The organism is Streptomyces sp. NPDC046727 (assembly GCF_040645635.1).
Taxonomy (GTDB): Bacteria; Actinomycetota; Actinomycetes; order Streptomycetales; family Streptomycetaceae; genus Streptomyces.
Window position 1 is genome coordinate 373,771 of sequence record NZ_JBEYYR010000003.1, and the last position, 19,029, is coordinate 392,799.

13 protein-coding genes and 1 pseudogene are annotated in these 19,029 nt (G+C 73.1%); 8 read left to right on the forward strand and 6 right to left on the reverse strand.

Going from position 1 to position 19,029, the window contains the following annotated elements; genetic code table 11:
- Positions 1-2: 2 nt before the first annotated feature.
- The 4 genes from ABZ937_RS05725 to ABZ937_RS05740 all read right to left on the reverse strand — a co-directional run bounded on the left by ABZ937_RS05725 (position 3) and on the right by ABZ937_RS05740 (position 6,001).
- A complete protein-coding gene (locus ABZ937_RS05725) occupies positions 3-1,265 on the reverse strand; it encodes a sugar ABC transporter substrate-binding protein (protein ID WP_361686024.1) in 1,263 nt (420 codons plus the stop codon).
- A 241-nt stretch (positions 1,266-1,506) separates the two neighbouring features.
- Positions 1,507-3,354 carry a glycoside hydrolase gene (locus tag ABZ937_RS05730; protein ID WP_361686026.1) on the reverse strand — a complete coding sequence of 616 codons (1,848 nt, stop codon included), beginning with the start codon at positions 3,352-3,354 and terminating at the stop codon, positions 1,507-1,509.
- An 11-nt stretch (positions 3,355-3,365) separates the two neighbouring features.
- Complete coding sequence (locus tag ABZ937_RS05735; RefSeq protein ID WP_361686028.1) at positions 3,366-4,607, reverse strand: ROK family transcriptional regulator; 1,242 nt, start codon at positions 4,605-4,607, stop codon at positions 3,366-3,368.
- Positions 4,608-4,747: 140 nt separating this feature from the next.
- Positions 4,748-6,001: an FAD-binding protein gene (locus ABZ937_RS05740; RefSeq protein ID WP_361686030.1), complete on the reverse strand. Its 1,254-nt coding sequence runs from the start codon at positions 5,999-6,001 to the stop codon at positions 4,748-4,750.
- Between the two features lie 187 nt (positions 6,002-6,188).
- On the opposite strand from ABZ937_RS05740, the gene ABZ937_RS05745 reads away from it, so the two are divergent.
- From ABZ937_RS05745 to ABZ937_RS05770, 6 genes are all read left to right on the forward strand, one after another.
- Positions 6,189-6,887 carry a pyridoxamine 5'-phosphate oxidase family protein gene (locus ABZ937_RS05745; protein ID WP_361686032.1) on the forward strand — a complete coding sequence of 233 codons (699 nt, stop codon included), beginning with the start codon at positions 6,189-6,191 and terminating at the stop codon, positions 6,885-6,887.
- A gap of 34 nt (positions 6,888-6,921) precedes the next feature.
- Positions 6,922-8,241 carry a radical SAM protein gene (locus tag ABZ937_RS05750; protein WP_361686034.1) on the forward strand — a complete coding sequence of 440 codons (1,320 nt, stop codon included), beginning with the start codon at positions 6,922-6,924 and terminating at the stop codon, positions 8,239-8,241.
- Between the two features lie 506 nt (positions 8,242-8,747).
- A complete protein-coding gene (locus tag ABZ937_RS05755; RefSeq protein ID WP_361686036.1) occupies positions 8,748-10,247 on the forward strand; it encodes a cellulose-binding domain-containing protein in 1,500 nt (499 codons plus the stop codon).
- Positions 10,248-10,501: 254 nt separating this feature from the next.
- On the forward strand, positions 10,502-11,596 hold the full coding sequence (gene rsgA, locus ABZ937_RS05760; protein ID WP_361686038.1) for a ribosome small subunit-dependent GTPase A: 1,095 nt from the start codon (positions 10,502-10,504) through the stop codon (positions 11,594-11,596).
- 143 nt (positions 11,597-11,739) lie between these two features.
- Positions 11,740-13,152 (forward strand): AlkA N-terminal domain-containing protein, encoded by a 1,413-nt coding sequence (locus ABZ937_RS05765; RefSeq protein ID WP_361686040.1) that lies wholly within the window; start codon positions 11,740-11,742, stop codon positions 13,150-13,152.
- Positions 13,153-13,255: 103 nt separating this feature from the next.
- Entirely contained in the window at positions 13,256-14,536 is a 1,281-nt protein-coding gene (locus ABZ937_RS05770) for a GDSL-type esterase/lipase family protein (RefSeq protein ID WP_361686042.1), read from the forward strand.
- Here ABZ937_RS05770 and ABZ937_RS05775 read toward each other — a convergent pair.
- Complete coding sequence (locus ABZ937_RS05775) at positions 14,484-14,966, reverse strand: DUF456 domain-containing protein (protein WP_361686044.1); 483 nt, start codon at positions 14,964-14,966, stop codon at positions 14,484-14,486. The two genes, ABZ937_RS05770 and ABZ937_RS05775, sit on opposite strands and share 53 nt — an antisense overlap.
- Positions 14,967-15,002: 36 nt before the next feature.
- A pseudogene (locus tag ABZ937_RS05780) lies at positions 15,003-15,574 on the reverse strand (helix-turn-helix transcriptional regulator); the annotation flags it as partial.
- A 168-nt stretch (positions 15,575-15,742) separates the two neighbouring features.
- Between ABZ937_RS05780 and ABZ937_RS05785 the strand changes: the two are divergent.
- Positions 15,743-16,984: a protein phosphatase 2C domain-containing protein gene (locus ABZ937_RS05785; RefSeq protein WP_361686045.1), complete on the forward strand. Its 1,242-nt coding sequence runs from the start codon at positions 15,743-15,745 to the stop codon at positions 16,982-16,984.
- Positions 16,985-17,011: 27 nt separating this feature from the next.
- Positions 17,012-18,754 (forward strand): pyruvate dehydrogenase, encoded by a 1,743-nt coding sequence (locus tag ABZ937_RS05790; protein WP_361686047.1) that lies wholly within the window; start codon positions 17,012-17,014, stop codon positions 18,752-18,754.
- Positions 18,755-19,029 lie beyond the last annotated feature (275 nt).

The following is a 19,029-nucleotide window of genomic DNA, read 5'->3' on the forward strand; positions in this document are numbered from 1 at the left end:
GCCTATCCGAACAGCTTCTTCAGTTCGGCGTTCACCGTCTTGTCGCACGTGTCGAGTGCGGCCTCGGGGTCACCGCCCTTGCGGACGCAGTCGGCGAAGACCTTCTCCGTGGCGGTGATCATCGCCTGCGTCCAGCCGGTCTTCTCGAAGCGCCCGTACTCGTTGAAGAGCTTCACGCCCTCCGCCGGCAGGCCCGACTTCAGCTTGCTCGCCGACTGCGCGATGGAGGCGCGTGGCGGGATGTGGAAGCCGTACGAGGTCGCCCAGTCCGCCTGGTACTTCTTCTGGTCGATCCACAGCCACTTCACGTACTCCTTGGCCGCCTCGACGTTCTTGCCCTTGGCGTTGACGAACATCGACCAGCCGCTGATGTAGACGGACGGCTTGCCCGCGTCACCGACCTTGGGGAACGGCATGACGCCGAGATCGTCGCCGAGGGCCTGCTGGAACTGCGGCATGGCCCACATGCCGCAGAACTGGATCGCGCACAGACCCTGGTTGAGGGCGGAGGGGTCCCAGAAGTCGGCCGGGGCGTCGAGCAGGAGGTTGCCGCTGGTGAACAGCTTCCGCATCTGCTTCAGGCCCTCGATCACGCCGTCCGTGTGGTAAGCGATCTCGTTCTTGTCGTTCAGCTGGTCCGCGCCGGCCGACCAGATCAGCGGGTTGATCACCGCGTGCAGGTCGTTGCCGAGGAACAGCCCCTTGACCTTGCTCGTGGTGAGCCTGTCCGCCGCCTCGATCAGCTCGTCCAGGGTGGTGGGCGGCTCGATGCCCGCCTTCTCCAGCAGGGACTTGCGGTAGAAGAAGAACTGCGGGTCGTCGATCATCCGGACGCCGTAGATTTTGCCGTCCACCGTGTGGGACGAGATGTCGGCCTGGTTGAAGTCGCTCTTGGCCGGCTCGATGATGTCGGTCAGGTCCGCCACCTGGCCGCTCCTGACGAGCTGGATCTGCGGGTGGAACTCGAACAGGTCCGGCGCCTGGTCGGTGAGCAGCGAGGCGAACAGCTTGCTCTCGAAGTTGGAGCCGGTGATCCACTGCGTGGTCACGTTCGCCTTCGAGTACGCCTTCGCGTAGCGCTTGATCGCCTGCTGGGTGCCCGCCTCGCCGTACGCGTGGAAGTACTGGGTGAGCTGCTTGCCAGAACCGGAGCCGCCGCCCCGGCCGTTGTTGCCGCCGCACGCGGCGAGCGTGCCGGCGGCGGCCAGGCCCGCGGCGGCCCGGAATATCGATCGGCGGTCCCAGGTGCTGCTCTGTGCCGACATGCTGACGTCCTTCTCTGTTCGAGTACGGCTGCGGCTCTCACACCCGGTGGCCGGACGGCCGGAAAGGGGGTGTGGTGCGGGACGCTAACCTTCGACTAAGGCTTCAGCAAGGGGTTGGACGAAGTCGGTGCGAGTTGTTGTACGCGGTTCGGGATCGCGAACGGGCTTGCGGGGCAGGGGAGATGAGGGCCGCCGGGTCAGGGGAGTGTCCGGCGGCCCTCGGTGCGGAGGAGGAGCGGGTCTACTGCCTGGTCCAGGCCTCGTTGGCGCCGCCGGTGCAGCTGTAGAGGATGACCTCGCTGCCGTCGGCCGTCGCCTGCCCGCTGACGTCGAGGCACCTGCCCGACGCCTCGTTCACGATCTGCCCGTTGCCGTTCAGCAGCCAGCGCTGGGTGCCGTCACCACGGGCCGGGGCCGTCGCCGTCAGGCCCGAACCCGCCGCTGTCAGATAGCCGTTGGCGCCCTTCAGTGTGCCCCGCGCGTCGTACGACCACGACTGCCCGGCCGCGCCCGTGCAGCCGGTGATCGCGGCACCCGAGGCGTCGGCCGTCAGGCACTTGCCCGACTGCCCGCCGACCAGCGCACCGGTCAGCGCCGAACTGCCCTGCCGCTTCCCGTCGAGGACGTACGTCGTGATCGAACGGGCCGCGAGCGTCGCGGACATCGAGCCGTCGGCCACCGACGGCTTCGCGACCCCCGCCCAGTTCTCGTCGGCGGAGGTCCGCACGGCCTTCGTGGCCCGCACCGGCGCACCGCTGTTGAAGTGCAGGTTCAGCGCGGTGTCGGTCGTGTTGTGGTTGTTGACCACGACCACCCAGGTGCCGTTGCGGTCGTAGGCGGACACCTCCACGCCGGCCGGCACGCCGGTCACGTTGTGCAGGACCGCGCCCGGCCGGACGAACTTGCTGTACTGGCCGAGCGCGTAGTAACGCTTGGTGAAGTACAGGGTCTGGTTGCCGTTCTTCGCGTAGTCCGGGTCGTAGTAGATCAGGCCGTCGTTCCAGCCGTCGTCGTTGCGGGCGTTCGGGTCGCTGCCGATCATCTCCGACAGCGCCACCCACCACTGGAACGCCGAGTCATGGGCGGTCGCGAAGTCCTTGTAGATGATCCGGGACAGGTTCAGCCCGCCGTCGATCGTCGGGTCGTACTCCTGCGCCCAGCCGGTGCCGCCCTTGCCGAAGCAGCAGATCTCCGTCGACCAGGACTGCTTCCCGGCCGCCCTGGACGTCTCGTGCACCCGCGCCCGGTCGGCGTCGCCCGGGTTGTCGTACGTGTGGTGGGCCAGCTTGGAGACGTACGGGGCGGTGCCCGGCTGGGAGATCCACTGGGGGACCTCCTCGTTGAACTTGGCCGTGCTGGTGGACTCGTCGGCGATGATCGTCGTCTTCTGGTGCCGGGCCCGCTGCTCGGCGCCGAGCGCGCGCACGATGTCGTCGCGCTGCGCGGGGTCGACCAGCATGCCCTCCTGACCGCACGAGTCGAAGCTGTTGGTCGGCTCGTTGAACGGGCTGATGTAGTCCAGCCGTACGCCCTGCTTCGCGAAGTGGTCGGTGACATCGGCGACGTACCGGGCGAAGTCCTGCTCGTTCTCCGCCTTCAGGTAGCCGCCGCAGCTCTTGCCGTTCGTCTTCCACGCGGCGGGCGCGCTGTTGACGAAGCCGATCAGGTCCTTCACGCCGTACTTGGCGGCGGCGTACAGGTAGGAGCGGCCGGCCTTGTCCTTGGACCAGTCGTAGCCGCCGTCCGGGGCGAGGAAGTCCTCGGGGGCGCGCGGCGCGTACGTCACGCCGGTGCCGCCTCCGCCGATGTTGTAGCGGTACGAGCTGAGGGCGAGGCCGTCCCTGGAGAACAGCAGCTTGGCGACCCGGGCCTGGACGGCGGGGTCGAAGTGCTGGAGGTCGTTGACCCACCAGGCGCCGGAGGCGCCGATGTTGTCGATGGTCTGGGCGGCGTGGGGGGAGACCTCGGCGGCGGCCGGGGTGCCGGCGGCACCCGCCGGCGGGGAGGTGATCAGGGCTCCGGTGACGGCCAGTGCGGCCGAGGCCGTCAGCAGGAGCGATCTCCTGGTGCGGGGGTGAGACACGTGCATCCCTTCCGTCGTCATGAAGGCGGTGCGGTACGGCTCCTTGCGTGGGTGCGTTTCACTGCCCTCTGCCCGACGGACTGCAGCGCCCCCTCCAGCGCGAACGTCGCCGCGCCGAGGGACACCGGGTCGGTGGGGACCGGGGAGAGGACGATCTCGGTGGCGGCCAGCGGGCGGCGCAGCGCGTGCCGGGCGACCGCCTGGCGGACCTCCCCGAGCAGCGGCTCGCCCAGCCGGGACGCCACCCAGCTGCTGAGCACGACCACTTCGGGGTTGAGGAGATTGATCAGGTCGGAGATGCCGGCGCCCAGGTACCGTGCCGTGTCCCGGACGACCTTGAGCGCGACCGGGTCGCCCTCGCCGACCGCGCGGGCCAGCGCGTCGATGGTGGCCGTCTGGTCCTCGGGGTGCAACAGGGTGGAGCGCGGGCTCAGTTCGCGCAGGTTCTGCATGATGCCGGGCGCGCCGACGTACGTCTCCACGCAGCCGTGGTTGCCGCAGTGGCACAGCCGCCCGTCCAGCACGAGCGTGGTGTGCCCCCACTCGCCGGCGCTGTTGCTCACCCCGCGGTGCAGACCGCCGCCGAGGGCCAGACCGGCACCGACCCCGGTGCCGAGATTGACGACCACGGCGTCCCCGCGGCCCCGCGCCGCCCCGAACCACAGCTCGGCCACCGCGCAGGCGCGCAGCGGATTGTCCAGGTACAGCGGGTAGGCGATGTGCTCGGCGAGCAGGTCGAGCAACGGCACGTCGTGCCAGTTCCAGTTGGGCGCGAACTCGGCGACCCCGGTGTCCCGGTCCACCTGGCCCGGCACGCTCACCCCGACGCCGAGCACCCGGGCCGCCTCGACACCGGCCTGGGCGACCACCGACCCGACCGCGGCGGCGACGTGCCCGACCACCTGCTCGGGCCGGCTCTCCCCGGGCCGCATGTCCTCGTCGGCGCGGGCCAGCACGTTCAGCGCCAGGTCGAACAGCTCGACATGGACGTACGTCTCCGCGATGTCCACGCCGATCAACGCGCCCCCCGACGCGTTGACGGCGACCAGCCCCCGGGGGCGGCCACCGGCCGAGTCCTCGAACCCGACCTCGGTGATCATGCGGAGATCCAGCAGCTCGCCGACGAGCGTGGCCACGGTGGCCAGGCTCAGGCCGGTGGCCGCCGCGAGCTCCTGGCGGGAGGTGGGAGACTCCGCGATGATCTGGCGCAGTACCTCATAGCGGTTCGCGGTGCGGATGTCACGTGATGTGCGCTTCACGCGGCTGCCCCTCCCATCCCGTCCGGACCAGATCGGGCCGGGCGGGATCAGCACCGGCGCGGGCGTCAGGTTATGGGCTGGGAGGGACTTTCGACAAGGGGTTAGGAAAGGGGCTGGAGAAAGTCAAGTCTGGCACCGCGTCAGTCGTCGAGCAGGTCCCGCACGAAGGCGTTGCGGAACGTGCCGGCGGGATCCAGTGAGCGCGCCAGGGCCCGGAAGTCGGCGAGCCGCGCGTACCGTCCACGGAGTACCGCGGACGGGATCCCGTACACCTTCCCCCAGTGCGGGCGCGGATCGAACGGCTCCAGCGCCCGCTCCAGCCGGCGCACCACCGGCAGCACCGCCGCCTCGTCGCGCACCCAGGTGAAGTGGAACGCGACCGAGTCGCGGCCGTGGGCCGGGCTGAGCCACTGCGGGTCGGCGGCGATCGTGCGCACCTCGCAGGTCTGCAGCACACCGGCCACCGCCTCCCGGATCCCGTCGATCGCGTGCAGCGCGTCGACCGCCGCCGACCGCGGCAGCAGGTACTCGGACTGGATCTCCGCCCCGCTGCTCGGCGTGAACTCCGCCCGGAAGTGCGGCAGCCGCTCGTGCCACGGCCCCGGCACGCCCAGCTGCCGGGTGCAGTTCTCGGCGGGCATGCCCGGCACCGGGTGCAGCGGGACGGTCGCGGGCGCCGCCCACGGGAAGTCCACCGCCGGCCGGTCGGTGCGCCGCTTGACCCACACCTGACGGAAGCCCGGCGCCCGCCAGTCCGTGAACAGGCTCACGCTGTACCCCGAGGCGGCGACGGCCGTGAAGTCCAGCCCCTCCAGGGGCAGTTCGGTGAAGACCCGCTGCTCCACCTGGTACGCCGGCTCCAGGCCGAGGGTGAGCGCGGTGACGACACCCAGCGCGCCGAGGGAGGTCACGGCGCCGTCGAACCGCGGGTCGTCCCGGCCGATCGTCACCGTCGTACCGTCCGCGACGACCAGCTCCACCTCCCGGACCGCCGACGCCAGCGGACCGTTGCCGACGCCGGAGCCGTGCGTGCCGGTCGCCACCGAACCGGCCACCGAGATGTGCGGCAGGGAGGCCATGTTGGGCAGGGCGAGGCCGTGCGCGTCGACCGTGCGGGCGAGCTCCGCGTACCGGACGCCGCCCGAGACCCGTACCGTACGGGCCGCGATGTCCACGTCGAGCACCGGCGGCAGACCGGCGATCGACACGAGCACCCCCTCGCCGCCGGGGTCGGTGATCCGGTTGAACGAGTGGCCGCTGCCCAGGACCCGCACCCGGTCGCTGCCGGCCACCAGGGCCCTGAGCGCGTCGAGCGTGTCCGGGCGGTGGAACTCCTTGACCGTGTACGTGACCGTGCGCGCCCAGTTGCTGACCGTCTCCGCCGACTCCGTCATCCCTGCTCCCTCCCGGAGAGTTGCGTGTCCGTCGACCTTCTCATCCGGTGCGGCCCCTGTGGAGAGCGGTTGCTGTCCGAGCCTCGCCGGGCGGCCGGGATCGCGGATTTCGTTGCCTTGGCCTGCGCGAACTTCGAAATCAGCAAATTCCTTCGCCCTGTCGTGACTGTTTCGATAGCTTCCTCGCATGGCTTCCGAACCTCTCCCCGCGCGGCTCCCCGAGACCGACCGCACCCGCCACCGCCGCCTTCGCGAGCAGGGCAGTCTGGACCGGGCGGAGCTGAACGCGATCCTGGACGCCGGTTTCGTCTGTCACCTGGGCGTGGTGGTCGACGGCCGGCCACTGGTCGTGCCGACGGTGTACGGGCGCGACGAGCGGCAGCTGTACGTCCACGGGTCGGTGGCCAGCCGCAGCCTCGCCGGTGATCTCCCGGTCTGTGTGACCGTCACGCACGTCGACGGGCTCGTGCTCGCCCGGTCCGTCTTCGAGCACGGCGTGAACTACCGCAGCGCCATGATCCACGGCACCGCCCGCAGGGTCACCGACCCCGAGGAGAAGCTGGCGGGCCTGCGCCGGCTCACCGAGCACGCGACGCCGGGGCAGTGGTCGTACGCCCGGGGGCCCAACCGCAGGGAACTCGCCGCCACCGCCCTCCTCGCCCTCTCCCTCGAAGAGGCCTCCGTCAAGATCCGGACCGGCGCTCCCGACGACGGCGAAGGACCCGACGCGGAGCTGGGCCTGTGGGCCGGGGTCCTGCCGCTGGCCTCCGTCTGGGGCGAACCCGTGCCCGATCCGGCGCTGCCGGTCGACATCGCCGTACCGGAGCACATCGCGCGGCGTGCGGGGACCCGGCACGGCCCGGCCGGGGGCGGGGGCATACGGTGAGAGCCGTACGCCTGAACCGGGAGGAGACAGACGGATGGGCAGTCGTACCGCGCTGGTCGAGGATCTGATGGAGCGGTTCCCGCATGTTCCGCGGGAGGCCGTCTTCAAAGAGGACCTGCTCCGGGGCGGTGTCGCCTTCGACAAGTCCGCCCTGAGCGACAACGAGGCCGGGGACGTCAAGCCCAAGTCGTACTTCATCTTCTCCTTCGACCACGGCACCCTGCCCGAGCTGGGCGAGGCCGCGCTCAGGCGCCCGCCCGAGGAGATCATCCTCACCGGCGGTCCATACGACCTGCGCCGTACGGTCGTCTCCGTACGGGTGAACCCCGCCTCGCCGTACCGCGTCGCCGCCGACGAGGAGGGGCTGCTCGGGCTGTACCTCGACGGGAAGCGCGTCGCCGACGTCGGCGTACCGCCGATGCCCGAGTACTACCGGCACACCCTGTCCAACGGGAAGTCCGTGATGGAGGTCGCACCGACCATCCAGTGGGGCTACCTGATCTACCTGACCGTCTTCCGGGTCTGCCAGTACTTCGGCGCCAAGGAGGAGTGCCAGTACTGCGACATCAACCACAACTGGCGCCAGCACAAGGCCGCCGGACGGCCGTACACCGGCGTCAAGGATGTGGACGAGGTCCTGGAGGCGCTGGAGATCATCGACCGGTACGACACCCAGAAGGCGTCCACCGCCTACACCCTCACCGGTGGCGCCATCACGTCGAAGGTGGCCGGCCGGGACGAGGCCGACTTCTACGGCCGCTACGCCAAGGCCATCGAGGAGCGCTTCCCCGGCCGCTGGATCGGCAAGGTCGTCGCGCAGGCGCTGCCCAAGCCGGACGTGCAGCGGTTCAAGGACTACGGCGTGCAGATCTACCACCCCAACTTCGAGGTGTGGGACCGCCGGCTGTTCGAGCTGTACTGCCCCGGCAAGGAGCGGTACGTCGGCCGGGACGAGTGGCACCGCCGGATCCTGGACTCCGCCGAGGTGTTCGGCGCCCGCAATGTCATCCCGAACTTCGTGGCGGGCGTGGAGATGGCCGAGCCGTTCGGCTTCACCACCGTCGACGAGGCCATCGCCTCCACCACCGAGGGCCTGCGCTTCTTCATGTCGCACGGCATCACGCCCCGCTTCACCACCTGGTGCCCGGAGCCCACCACCCCGCTCGGCAAGGCCAACCCGCAGGGCGCGCCGCTGGAGTACCACATCCGGCTGCTGGAGGCCTACCGGCAGACCATGGACGACTTCGGCCTGACCTCCCCGCCCGGCTACGGCCCGCCCGGACCCGGCCGCGCGGTGTTCTCGGTCAGCTCCTTCATGGACAGCCTGCCGGCACAGGAACCGAGCACGGTGTAACCCCCGCCGCACGCGAACCAGGCGCGCGGCGAGCGGCGCGGCGGCCGGCTGACGGCACGGCCTGGCCGGGAAAGCGGACACGGCCGGAACAGAGGCGCGGGTACGGCGGTTGCCGCGCCCCGCCGATCCGGTGACCCGGGACGCCGCCCCGGGACGCGGCGCTGCTGGAGCGGATCCTGGCCGAGGGCCCGTGGGCACGGACGGTGCGCCCGCGGACGTACCGGCCGCCCAGGCCACCGGGGTCATCCCGGACGACGTGGAACGGGGGCTCGGCCGGGCGGGCGGCGGCCCCGGTTCCGAGGGGCTGTCGCCGCGGACCGACCGGACCGAGCCCGCGAACGCGCCGTCCGACCGGGTCGCCGTCACGCGACCGCCGGTGACCGGATGTGAAAAGGGCGCTTGTCAGTTGTGTCGGAGACGTGAAAGGCTCGGCCTCTGCCGTGAGGTTCCCGGCAACTTCCCTTTGCCTTTGGTGAGTTGACCTCGCTCGTGGATGCAGGAGTCCCATGCCCGACCTGCCGACCCCCCAGGACGACACCGAGGCCGCGCTGTTCTCGGAGTGCTGGGACGCGGTGCTCTCGTACGCGGACCTGTGCACGTCCGGATCGCTGACGGCCCATCAACTGGCGACCGAGGCGTTCACGCTCGGCATGCGCGAGGTCCGCGCCGCGGCGAGCACCCATGTGCGCGGCGCCGGCCGACGCACCGCACGGCTGCCCACGATCCCCGCGCTGCTCACCGCCGTACGCAACACCGCCGCCGACTGGGAGGCCGACGGGCAGGGGCACCGGCTCGACCCCGATCTGCGGCTGTGGCTCAACTCCGAGAACGCCGCCCGGTTCTCGGGGCCGCCGCTGCGGCGCCCGGTCGCACTGCGCGGCCTCAGGGACATGCAGGAGGCGGACGCCGCGCTGCTCTGGCTGGCCGAGGTGGAGGCGCTCCCGCTGCCCACCGTGGCCCGCCGGCTCGGCCTGGACCCGGCCACCGTCGCCGACGAACTCGACCAGGTCCGCACCCTGTTCCGGGACCGCTGCCACCGCGCCCATCTCGACTCCCCGATGGACGCGCAGTGCCGCAGCTACGCCCGCCTGCTGGACGCGGTCACCCGCTCGACCGTCGCCGAGGCGCCCGGCGACCTCTCCCGACACCTCGCCACCTGTGTGCAGTGCGCCGAGGCCGCCGCCTGTCTGCGTCTGCACGGCGGCGGACTGCCCGCCGCGCTGGCCGGCGGAGTCATCGGCTGGGGCGGCCTCGCCTACCTGGAGCGGCGCCGCCGCGCCACCGAGGTCCGCCTCGGCGCGGGCCGCCCCGATCCCGGTGCCGCCGACCCCGAGGAGGGCGCGGGCCGCACCCGCGTCCTGCGCGGCGGGCTGCTCGCGACCGCCGTCCTGCTGTCGGCGCTGGCGCTCGGCGTGTCGATGATGCCGTTCGGCGGCTCCGGCGACGACACCGCCGCCGCCCACGACGACCGGCAGCCGGTCGCCGACCCGGGCGTCTCCGGCGCCGCTGCCGCCCGCCCCGCCGCGACGGACCCGCCCTCCGACCGGCCCTCCGCGACCGACACCGAGGCGACGCCCACCAAGGGGACGCCCACCAAGGAGACGCCCGCCCGGAAGAAGCCCGACCCCGAACCCCAGGGCACCTCCTCCGCGACCCGCACCGCCGGTCCCGGCCGAACCGCGGAGCCGGCCGCGGGCTGCCGGGTCGCCTACAACCTGGACAGCCAGTGGCCCGACGGCTTCCAGGCCACCGTCACCGTCACCACCGAGCAGGCCCTCAGCGGCTGGCAGGTGTCCTGGACCTTCCGCGACGGCCAGCAGATCGGCCAGATGTGGGACGCCACCGTCCAGCAGAACGGCTCCCGCGTCACCGCCACCGCCGCCGACTACAACAAGACGGTCGCCGCCCACTCCAGCCTGTCCTTCGGCTTCCTCGGCTCCTGGCGGGGCCAGAACCGGGCACCGCACGGGTTCGTGCTCAACGGGGCGGCCTGCACCACGGGTTGAGGCCGGCGGGGGACGATCCGGGCCGTGCGGAAAATGGTTTGACGTGCGGCCCCGGCGGCGGGATACAGTTGCCGGGCACGCCGAGGTGGTGTGCGGACCCGCGAGCGAGGACGAGGAGGTGTCGACCGATGGCTGTCACTGTGCTGGGCGCTGCCCTCATCCAGGAACTCCTCAAGTCCACCTCCGTGGCCACCGGCTGAACCGACCGCGCACCGTACGCGCCTGCCCGGGGCCACCCTTGTGAAGGGTCACCCTTGACTTCCACCTCCGCTGCTTCCTCCGCGCTGACTCCCTACGGCTGGGACGAGACCTGGGCCGAGGCGTTCGCGCCGTACGCGGCCGACGGGCTGCTGCCCGGCCGGGTCGTCCGGGTCGACCGCGGTCAGTGCGACATCGTCACCGCGGGCGGGACCGTCCGCGCCGACACCGAGTTCGTCGTGCCCCGCGATCCCATGAAGGTCGTGTGCACCGGGGACTGGGTCGCCGTCGACCCCGACGGTGATCCGCGGTACGTGCGCGCGTATCTGCCGCGCCGCACCGCCTTCGTCCGCTCCACCTCCTCCAAGCGGTCCGAGGGGCAGATCCTCGCCGCCAACGTCGACCACGCCGTGGTCGCCGTGTCCCTCGCCGTGGAACTCGACCTCGGCCGCGTCGAGCGGTTCCTCGCCCTCGCCTGGGAGTCCGGCGCCCAGCCCGTCGTCGTCCTCACCAAGGCCGACCTCGTGCCGGACCCGGTCACCCTGGCCCACCTCGTCGAGGACGTGGAGACCAGCGCGCCCGGCGTGCCCGTGCTCACCGTCAGCGCCCTGCACGGCGACGGACTCGACGTGCTCGTCGCGCTCGTCGGCTCCGGGACGAGCGTGCTGCTCGGCCAGTCCGGCGCGGGCAAGTCCACCCTCGCCAACGCGCTCGTCGGCGCCGACGTCATGGACGTGCGGGCGGCCCGGGACGTCGACGGCAAGGGCCGGCACACCACGACCACCCGCAACCTGCTCGCCCTGCCCTCCGGCGGGGTGCTCATCGACACCCCCGGGCTGCGGGGCGTCGGGCTCTTCGACGCGGAGACCGGCGTCGGGCAGGTGTTCTCCGAGATCGAGGACCTGGCCGAGGACTGCCGGTTCCACGACTGCGCCCACGAGAGCGAGCCGGGCTGCGCGGTGCGCTCCGCCGTGGAGAACGGGGAGCTTCCGGCGCGGCGACTGGAGAGCTACCGCAAGCTGATCCGGGAGAACCAGTGGATCGTCGCCAAGACCGACGCGCGGGTCCGTGCGGAGCTTCGGCGGGACTGGAAGCGGAAGGGAGCCGAGGGGAGGGCGGCGATGGAGGCCAAGCGGGGGCGCTGGAAGTAGGAGCCGTGTGGTGGGGGGCGCTCGGCCGCGCTCGCGGGGTGCCGCTGCGCCCACCCGTGCCGCCCAGCGGCACGACTGCCCGCAGCCAGGCGACGTCCGATTTCCGCTAGCCCGTCTGCCGTCCCCGCCCCACACTGGAGCACGTGAAGGACGAAGACAGCAGGTACGAGGCGGTGCGGAGCCGGGACGGGCGGTTCGACGGTGTGTTCTTCTTCGCCGTCGAGACCACCGGGATCTACTGCCGGCCCAGTTGCCCGGCCGTGACGCCGAAACGGCGCAACGTGCGGTTCTTCGCGACGGCCGCCGCCGCGCAGGGCTCCGGGTTCCGGGCCTGCCGGCGGTGCCGGCCGGACGCCGTACCGGGCTCGGCCGAGTGGAACGTGCGGGCGGACGTCGTCGGGCGGGCCATGCGGCTGATCGCCGACGGCGTCGTGGACCGCGAAGGCGTCGCCGGGCTCGCCACCCGTCTCGGCTACAGCTCCCGGCAGGTGCAGCGGCAGCTCACCGCCGAGCTGGGCGCCGGGCCCGTGGCCCTCGCCCGGGCCCAGCGGGCCCACACCGCGCGCGTCCTGCTCCAGACCACCGACCTGCCGGTCACCGAGATCGCGTTCGCCTCCGGATTCGCCAGCGTGCGGCAGTTCAACGACACCATCCGGGAGGTGTACGCCGGAACACCGACCGAGGTCAGGGCCGCCGCCCCGCAGGGCCGGACCACCCGCCGGGCGGCCCCCGGCACGGGCATCCCGCTCCGGCTCGCCCACCGCGGCCCCTACCAGTCCGCCGCCGTCTTCGACCAGCTCGCACGGGAGGCCGTACCGGGCGTCGAAGAGGTGACCGGCACCCCCGGCGCCCGCACCTACCGGCGCACCCTGCGGCTGCCGTACGGCACCGCCCTCGCCGCCGTCCAGGAGCGCACCCGCGCCCCGCGGGCCGGCACCGGCACCCACCCGGGCGGCTGGCTCGACGCCCGGCTCCACCTCACCGACCTCCGGGACCTCACCACCGCCGTGCAGCGGCTGCGCCGGCTGTTCGACCTCGACGCCGACCCGTACGCCGTCGACGAGCGGCTCGGCGCCGACCCCCGGCTCGCCCCGCTGGTCGCCGCCCGCCCCGGACTGCGCTCGCCCGGCGCCGTGGACCCGCTGGAACCCGCCGCACGCGCCCTGGCCGGCACCGAAGGCGCCCAGGAGCTGGTGCACCGGTACGGCAAGGTGCTCGACGCGCCCCACGGCAGCCTCACCCACCTCTTCCCGGAGCCCGCCGTCCTCGCCGAGGCCGAGCCCGGCGGCCCGCTGGGCGCCCTCGCCGCCGCCCTCGCCGACGGCACCGTACGGCTGGACCCGGGCGCCGACCGGCACGACGCCGAGGAGGCCCTGCTCGCCCTGCCCGGCATGGACCCGGCCACCGTTGCCACGCTCCGCGTCCGCGCCCTCGGCGATCCCGACGTCGCCCCGCCCGGCACCGACGTCCCCGACACCTGGCGGCCCTGGCGGTCGTACGCCGTCCAGCATCTGCGGGTGGCGGGAGAAGCGGGCGGCGGGGGCGGTCGGCACTGACGGCATTGCGCCGAGCGGGTGGACCCTCTGCGACATTCCGCCGGCGCGGCCCGCCCGTGTGGCACGGTCACCTCCGACGAGCCACCGGGAAGGGCGGGCGCACATGGCCACGGTCGTACGAGTCCTCGCGGTCCTCCTCCCGGCGCTGCTACCGGCCCTGACGGCACCCGCCGTCGCCGAGCCGGCCCCGCTGCCCTGGGCCGGCAGCTGGGAGACCGCGCCGTCCGGTACCGCCGCCGCGCTGCTCGGCGCCGCCGTCCGCAACGTCGTCCACCTCAGCGTCGGCGGCATCGCCGTCCGCGTCCGCCTCAGCAACCGGCTCGGCACCAAGCCCCTGCACCTCGGCGCGGTCACGGTCGCGCTGCGCCGGGCGGCCGGCCCCGACGCCGTACCCGGCACCCTGCGCACCGCCACCTTCCACGGCGCCACGCAGGTGACCGTCCCGCCGGGCGCGGACGCGGTCACCGATCCGGTGCGGCTGCCCGTGCCGGCCGCCGCCGACCTGCTCGTCACCGTGTACACCCCCGACGACTCCGGGCCCGCCACCTACCACCGCACCGCCCTGCAGACCAGCTACCTGGCCCGGGCCGGCGCCGGGCGGGCCGCCGACGAGAGCGGCACCGCGTACACGGCGACCATGAACCGCTGGTACTACGTCGTCGGCGTCGACGTCCGGGGTGTCGTCGCCGGCAGCGTCGTCGCGTTCGGGGACTCCCTCACCGACGGCAACGGCTCCACCCCCGACACCAACCGCCGCTGGCCCGACCGGCTCGCCCAGCGGCTGAACCCGTACCGGATCGGCGTCCTCAACGCCGGCGTCGCCGGCAACCGCCTGCTGCGCGACGGCACCGGACCGAGCGCCCTCGCCCGCCTGGACGCCGACGCCCTGGACCGGGCCGGGGTACGGGCCCTGGTCGTCTTCGAGGGCATCAACGACATCAAGGGCGTCCCCGAGGCGAACGACGCCGCCGCCTACGCGGACGCGTACCGCGCGCTGGTGGCCCGCGCCCACGCCCGTGGCATCCGGGTCGTCGGCGTCACCCTCACCCCGTTCGGCGGCTACGCCGCCTGGACCCCCGTCCGGGAGGCGGTACGGCAGCGGGTGAACGCCGTCATCCGCACCGGCGGTGTCTTCGACGCGGTCGCCGACGCGGACGCCGCCCTCCGCGACCCGGCCGACCCCGCCCGCATCCTGCCCGGCTACGACCCCGGCGACCATCTGCACTTCACCGACACCGGGATGGCGGCCGTGGCCGACACCGTCCTCCGTGCCCTCACCCGGCGGGCGAGCGGGCCCGCCCTTCAGGACCGGCCCGGGGGCGCCGCGCCGGTCATCCCCCCAGCACCGCGCCCAGCCACGACCCCGCGATCAGCAGGCAGGTGAACAGCTCCGCCAGCACGCTGGAGCCTCCCGACCGCATCGCCGTCCGCAGCGCGGCCAGCGCCTCGCCGTGCCCGCCGAGCCGCAGCCGCTCCTCCAGGTAGATCCCGGCCATGAAGCCCGGCAGGGCGCCCACCACCGGCAGCAGGACGAAGCCGAGCACCGCCCCCGCGCCCGCGTACACCCCCATGAGCGGCGTGGCGCCGCTCTCCCGGAGCCGGCGCGGCGGCAGCGCCCAGCGCACCACCTGCGACAGCAGCAGCACCGCGGTGGCGCCCACCAGCACACACCAGGCCACCGGCCGCGGATCCGTCAGCGCCCACCACAGGACCGCCGCCCACACCAGCCACGACCCCGGCGCCCCGGGGACCAGCACTCCGCACAGGCCCAGCGCGATCACCACGCCGACCAGCAGGAGTTCCCACTCTCCCATCTGCCCAGAGTGCCGAAGAACGGGAGAAGACGCAGGTCAGCGAGAATCTTCCGGTTCGCCCAGGGCGTCTTCGCGGGTCACCCGGCCCCGCTCCCGGGCGTGCCGGCCCAGCTGCAGCCGGGTCGTCACCCGAGCCAGCTCCATCAGCCGCCGCACCCGACGCTGCACGGTCCGCAGGCCCACGTCGAGCTGTTCGGCCACGTCCCGGCCGAGCGCCGCCGTCAGCTCGGTCAGCCCGTCCGGCAGGTCCAGCACCGCGCGCTCCACCACCACACCTCCTCGGCCGCGCCCAGCTGGAGCTGGAGGAAGCGCTGGGCGACCGCGGAGGCGCCGGTCACCACCTCCACCAGGTCGTGCACCGCCGGTTCGGCCGCCGTCGCCCGGTACTCCTCCGCGAGCAGCGCCGCCGCCGGCTCCGCCTGCTCCAGCTCGTGCCGCTGCTGGGTGAGCAGCGCGCCCAGCGCCACCCCGGGCGGCGCCGCCACCCAGCGGCCCGGCCGCGCCGAGGACTGGGCCGCGAGACCCCGCCGTTCCAGCCGGCGCAGCGCCCGCTCGGTGTCCCGCTCGGTCAGCGTCAGGCGCCGCGCCAGATCGGTCACGTCGGCGGACGTCGCCGGGCGGTCCTCCCGTGGAGGGTGGGGCCGCCCGGCGGCCACCGACCGTTTCTCGTACGGCTGTTCAGCCGCTCACTCGACCCGTTCTTCGACGCGTCGCCGTGCTCCGGATTTTCCCGATGCGCCGTTTTCCCACGGCCGGTGCGGTGGACAATCAGGGGCATGAGCCAGCAGGGGGGAACACCCGCCCGCCACCAGGACGACTGGTGGGGGCGGTTGTACGACGACTCCACCGAGGACACGGGGCCCACGGCAGCGCCCGATTCCCTGGACGACCGCTTCGCCTCGGCCCGGAGCGCGGTGGTGGCCGGGCCGACGCAATCCCTGGAGCCGGCACCCCCGGATCCTGCGATACCGGCCGTGCCGACGCAGCGCACCGCGCCGGCTCCGCCGGCAGAGCCGGCCCGTCCCACGGACACCGCGGCCCCCGCCCCCTCCATCGACTACGTCGGCTCCGGTCCCCCCACCTACGACCCCGAGCCCACCGCGCTCCCGCTCGCCGATCCGGACGGGCCGGGCGAGCCGGTCGCGGACACCGTGCTGGACGGCGCCCGGTACGGGGCGTGCACGCTGCGGGCCGTGTCGCTGCGCGGGGACTCGGCCCGCTACCGGGGCGAACCGCGCCGGGACGCGCTGCTGACCGCGCGGTTCGGGGCGGGCGAGCAGGCGCTGGTCCTCGTCGCGATGGCGACCGGCGCGCGGGGCGTCCCGGGCGCGCACCTGGCGGCGGCCGAGGCGTGCCGGTGGATCGCGCGGGCCGTGGGCCGCAACCACCAGCGGCTGGTGGCGGACATCCGGGCGGCCCGGCGCGGCGACCTGAAGCCGGGGCTGCATCGGCTCGTCGACCGCAGCCTCGGCAAGCTCCGGGTGAGCGCCGCGGAGCAGGGCGCCGACCCCGGGGAGTACACGGCGAGCCTGCGCTGTCTGCTGCTGCCCGCCGACCCGGACTGCCGTACGCGCGTGTTCTTCGGCGTCGGCGACGGCGGTCTGTTCCGGCTGCGGGACGGCGGCTGGCAGGACATCGAGCCGAGCGGGGCACCCGACGGCACCGGTGGCGCCCCCGTCCTCGGCTCCGGCTCGCCGGCCGAGCGGACGGCCGAGGGCGACCGGCTGACGACGGACCTCGGCATCCCGGCCCCGCCGAGCCCGTTCGAGGCGGTCCCGGAGCCGCCCCGGGAGCCGTTCCGGTTCCGGGCCTCGGTAGCCCGCCCGGGTGATGCGCTGGTGATGTGCACGGAGGGGCTGGCCGACCCGCTGCGCGGCGAGCCCGCGCTCTGCGCCTACCTGGCCCGCCGCTGGTCCGGCCGTACCCCGCCCGGCCTCGCCGGGTTCCTCGCCGACGCCCAGGTGCGGGTGAAGGGCTACGCCGACGACCGTACGGCGGCGGCCGTTTGGGAGGCGTGACAGCGGCCCCTGTGACTGTATGGGTACATGGCCAAACAGAACGTAGCCGAGCAGTTCGTCGACATCCTCGTCCGGGCCGGGGTGCGCCGCCTCTACGGCGTCGTCGGCGACAGCCTCAACCCGGTCGTGGACGCCGTGCGCCGCAACGCCGCCATCGACTGGATCCACGTACGCCACGAGGAGAGCGCCGCCTTCGCGGCCGGCGCCGAGGCCCAGATCACCGGCAGGCTGGCCGCCTGCGCCGGCTCCTGCGGCCCGGGCAACCTGCACCTGATCAACGGCCTGTACGACGCCCACCGCTCGATGGCCCCGGTGCTCGCGCTCGCCTCGCACATCCCGTCGAGCGAGATCGGCCTCGGCTACTTCCAGGAGACCCACCCGGACCGGCTGTTCCAGGAGTGCAGTCACTACAGCGAGCTGATCTCCAGCCCGAAGCAGATGCCCCGGCTGCTGCAGACCGCCATCCAGCACGCGGTCGGGCAGAGCGGGGTGAGCGTGGTGTCCCTGCCGGGCGACATCGCCGCCGAGCCGGCCCCGGAGAAGGCCGCGCAGAGCGCGCTCGTCACCTCGCGGCCCACCGTGCGGCCCGGTGACGCCGAGATCGACAAGCTCGTGGAGATGATCGACGCGGCCGGCAAGGTCACCCTGTTCTGCGGCAGCGGCACGGCCGGCGCGCACGCCGAGGTGATGGAGTTCGCGGAGAAGATCAAGTCGCCGGTGGGGCACGCCCTGCGCGGCAAGGAATACATCCAGTACGACAACAGGTTCGACGTCGGGATGAGCGGTCTGCTCGGCTACGGCGCCGCCTACGAGGCCACCCACGAGTGCGATCTGCTGATCCTGCTCGGCACCGACTTCCCGTACAACGCCTTCCTGCCCGACGACGTGGAGATCGCCCAGGTCGACGTGCGGCCCGAGGTGCTCGGCCGCCGCTCCCGGCTCGACCTCGCCGTGTGGGGCGACGTCCGCGAGACGCTGCGGTGCCTGATCCCGCGGGTGAAGGAGAAGACGAACCGGCGCTTCCTGGACCGGATGCTGAAGAAGCACGCCGACGCGCTGGAGGGCGTGGTCAAGGCGTACACCCGCAAGGTCGACAAGCACGTCCCGATCCACCCCGAGTACGTGGCCGCCGTCCTGGACGAAGTCGCCGCCGAGGACGCCGTGTTCACCGTCGACACCGGGATGTGCAACGTGTGGGCCGCCCGCTACATCTCGCCCAACGGCCGCCGCCGGATCATCGGCTCGTTCTCGCACGGGTCGATGGCGAACGCGCTGCCGATGGCGATCGGCGCCCAGTTCACCGACCGGCGCCGCCAGGTGGTCTCCATGTCCGGCGACGGCGGATTCTCCATGCTGATGGGCGACTTCCTGACGCTCGTGCAGTACGACCTGCCGGTCAAGGTCGTGCTGTTCAACAACTCCTCCCTGAGCATGGTGGAGCTGGAGATGCTGGTCGCCGGACTGCCCTCGTACGGCACCGCCAACACCAACCCCGACTTCGCCGCCGTCGCCCGGGCCTGCGGCGCCCACGGGGTGCGGGTGGAGAAGCCCAAGCAGCTCGCCGGGGCGCTCAAGGACGCCTTCAAGCACAAGGGGCCGGCCCTGGTGGACATCGTCACCGACCCCAACGCCCTGTCGATCCCGCCGAAGATCAGCGCCGAGATGGTCACCGGGTTCGCCCTGTCCGCCTCCAAGATCGTGCTGGACGGCGGGGTCGGCCGGATGCTCCAGATGGCCCGCTCCAACCTGCGCAACGTACCGCGCCCCTGAGGGGCGACCGGAGGGGTGGATTTCGGCCAGTTTCACGGGACATGACGGCGTGCCGACAGCCGGCGCCGGGTGCGTCCGGGCCGCCGTCACGGGGCATCCGTGGCGTCCAGCGGCGTCCGGGAAGCCCGAGGCACGGCGGAGGCGGAGCCCGGTGGCCCGCCGGACAGGGGCGCGGACATGGCCGAACCGCCGGGCATCGGACATACGCCAGGACTGCCCCGGAGCCTGCTGGGCAAGCATCCCCCGTGAACGTGTTCGACCAGGAGGGGCAGGGT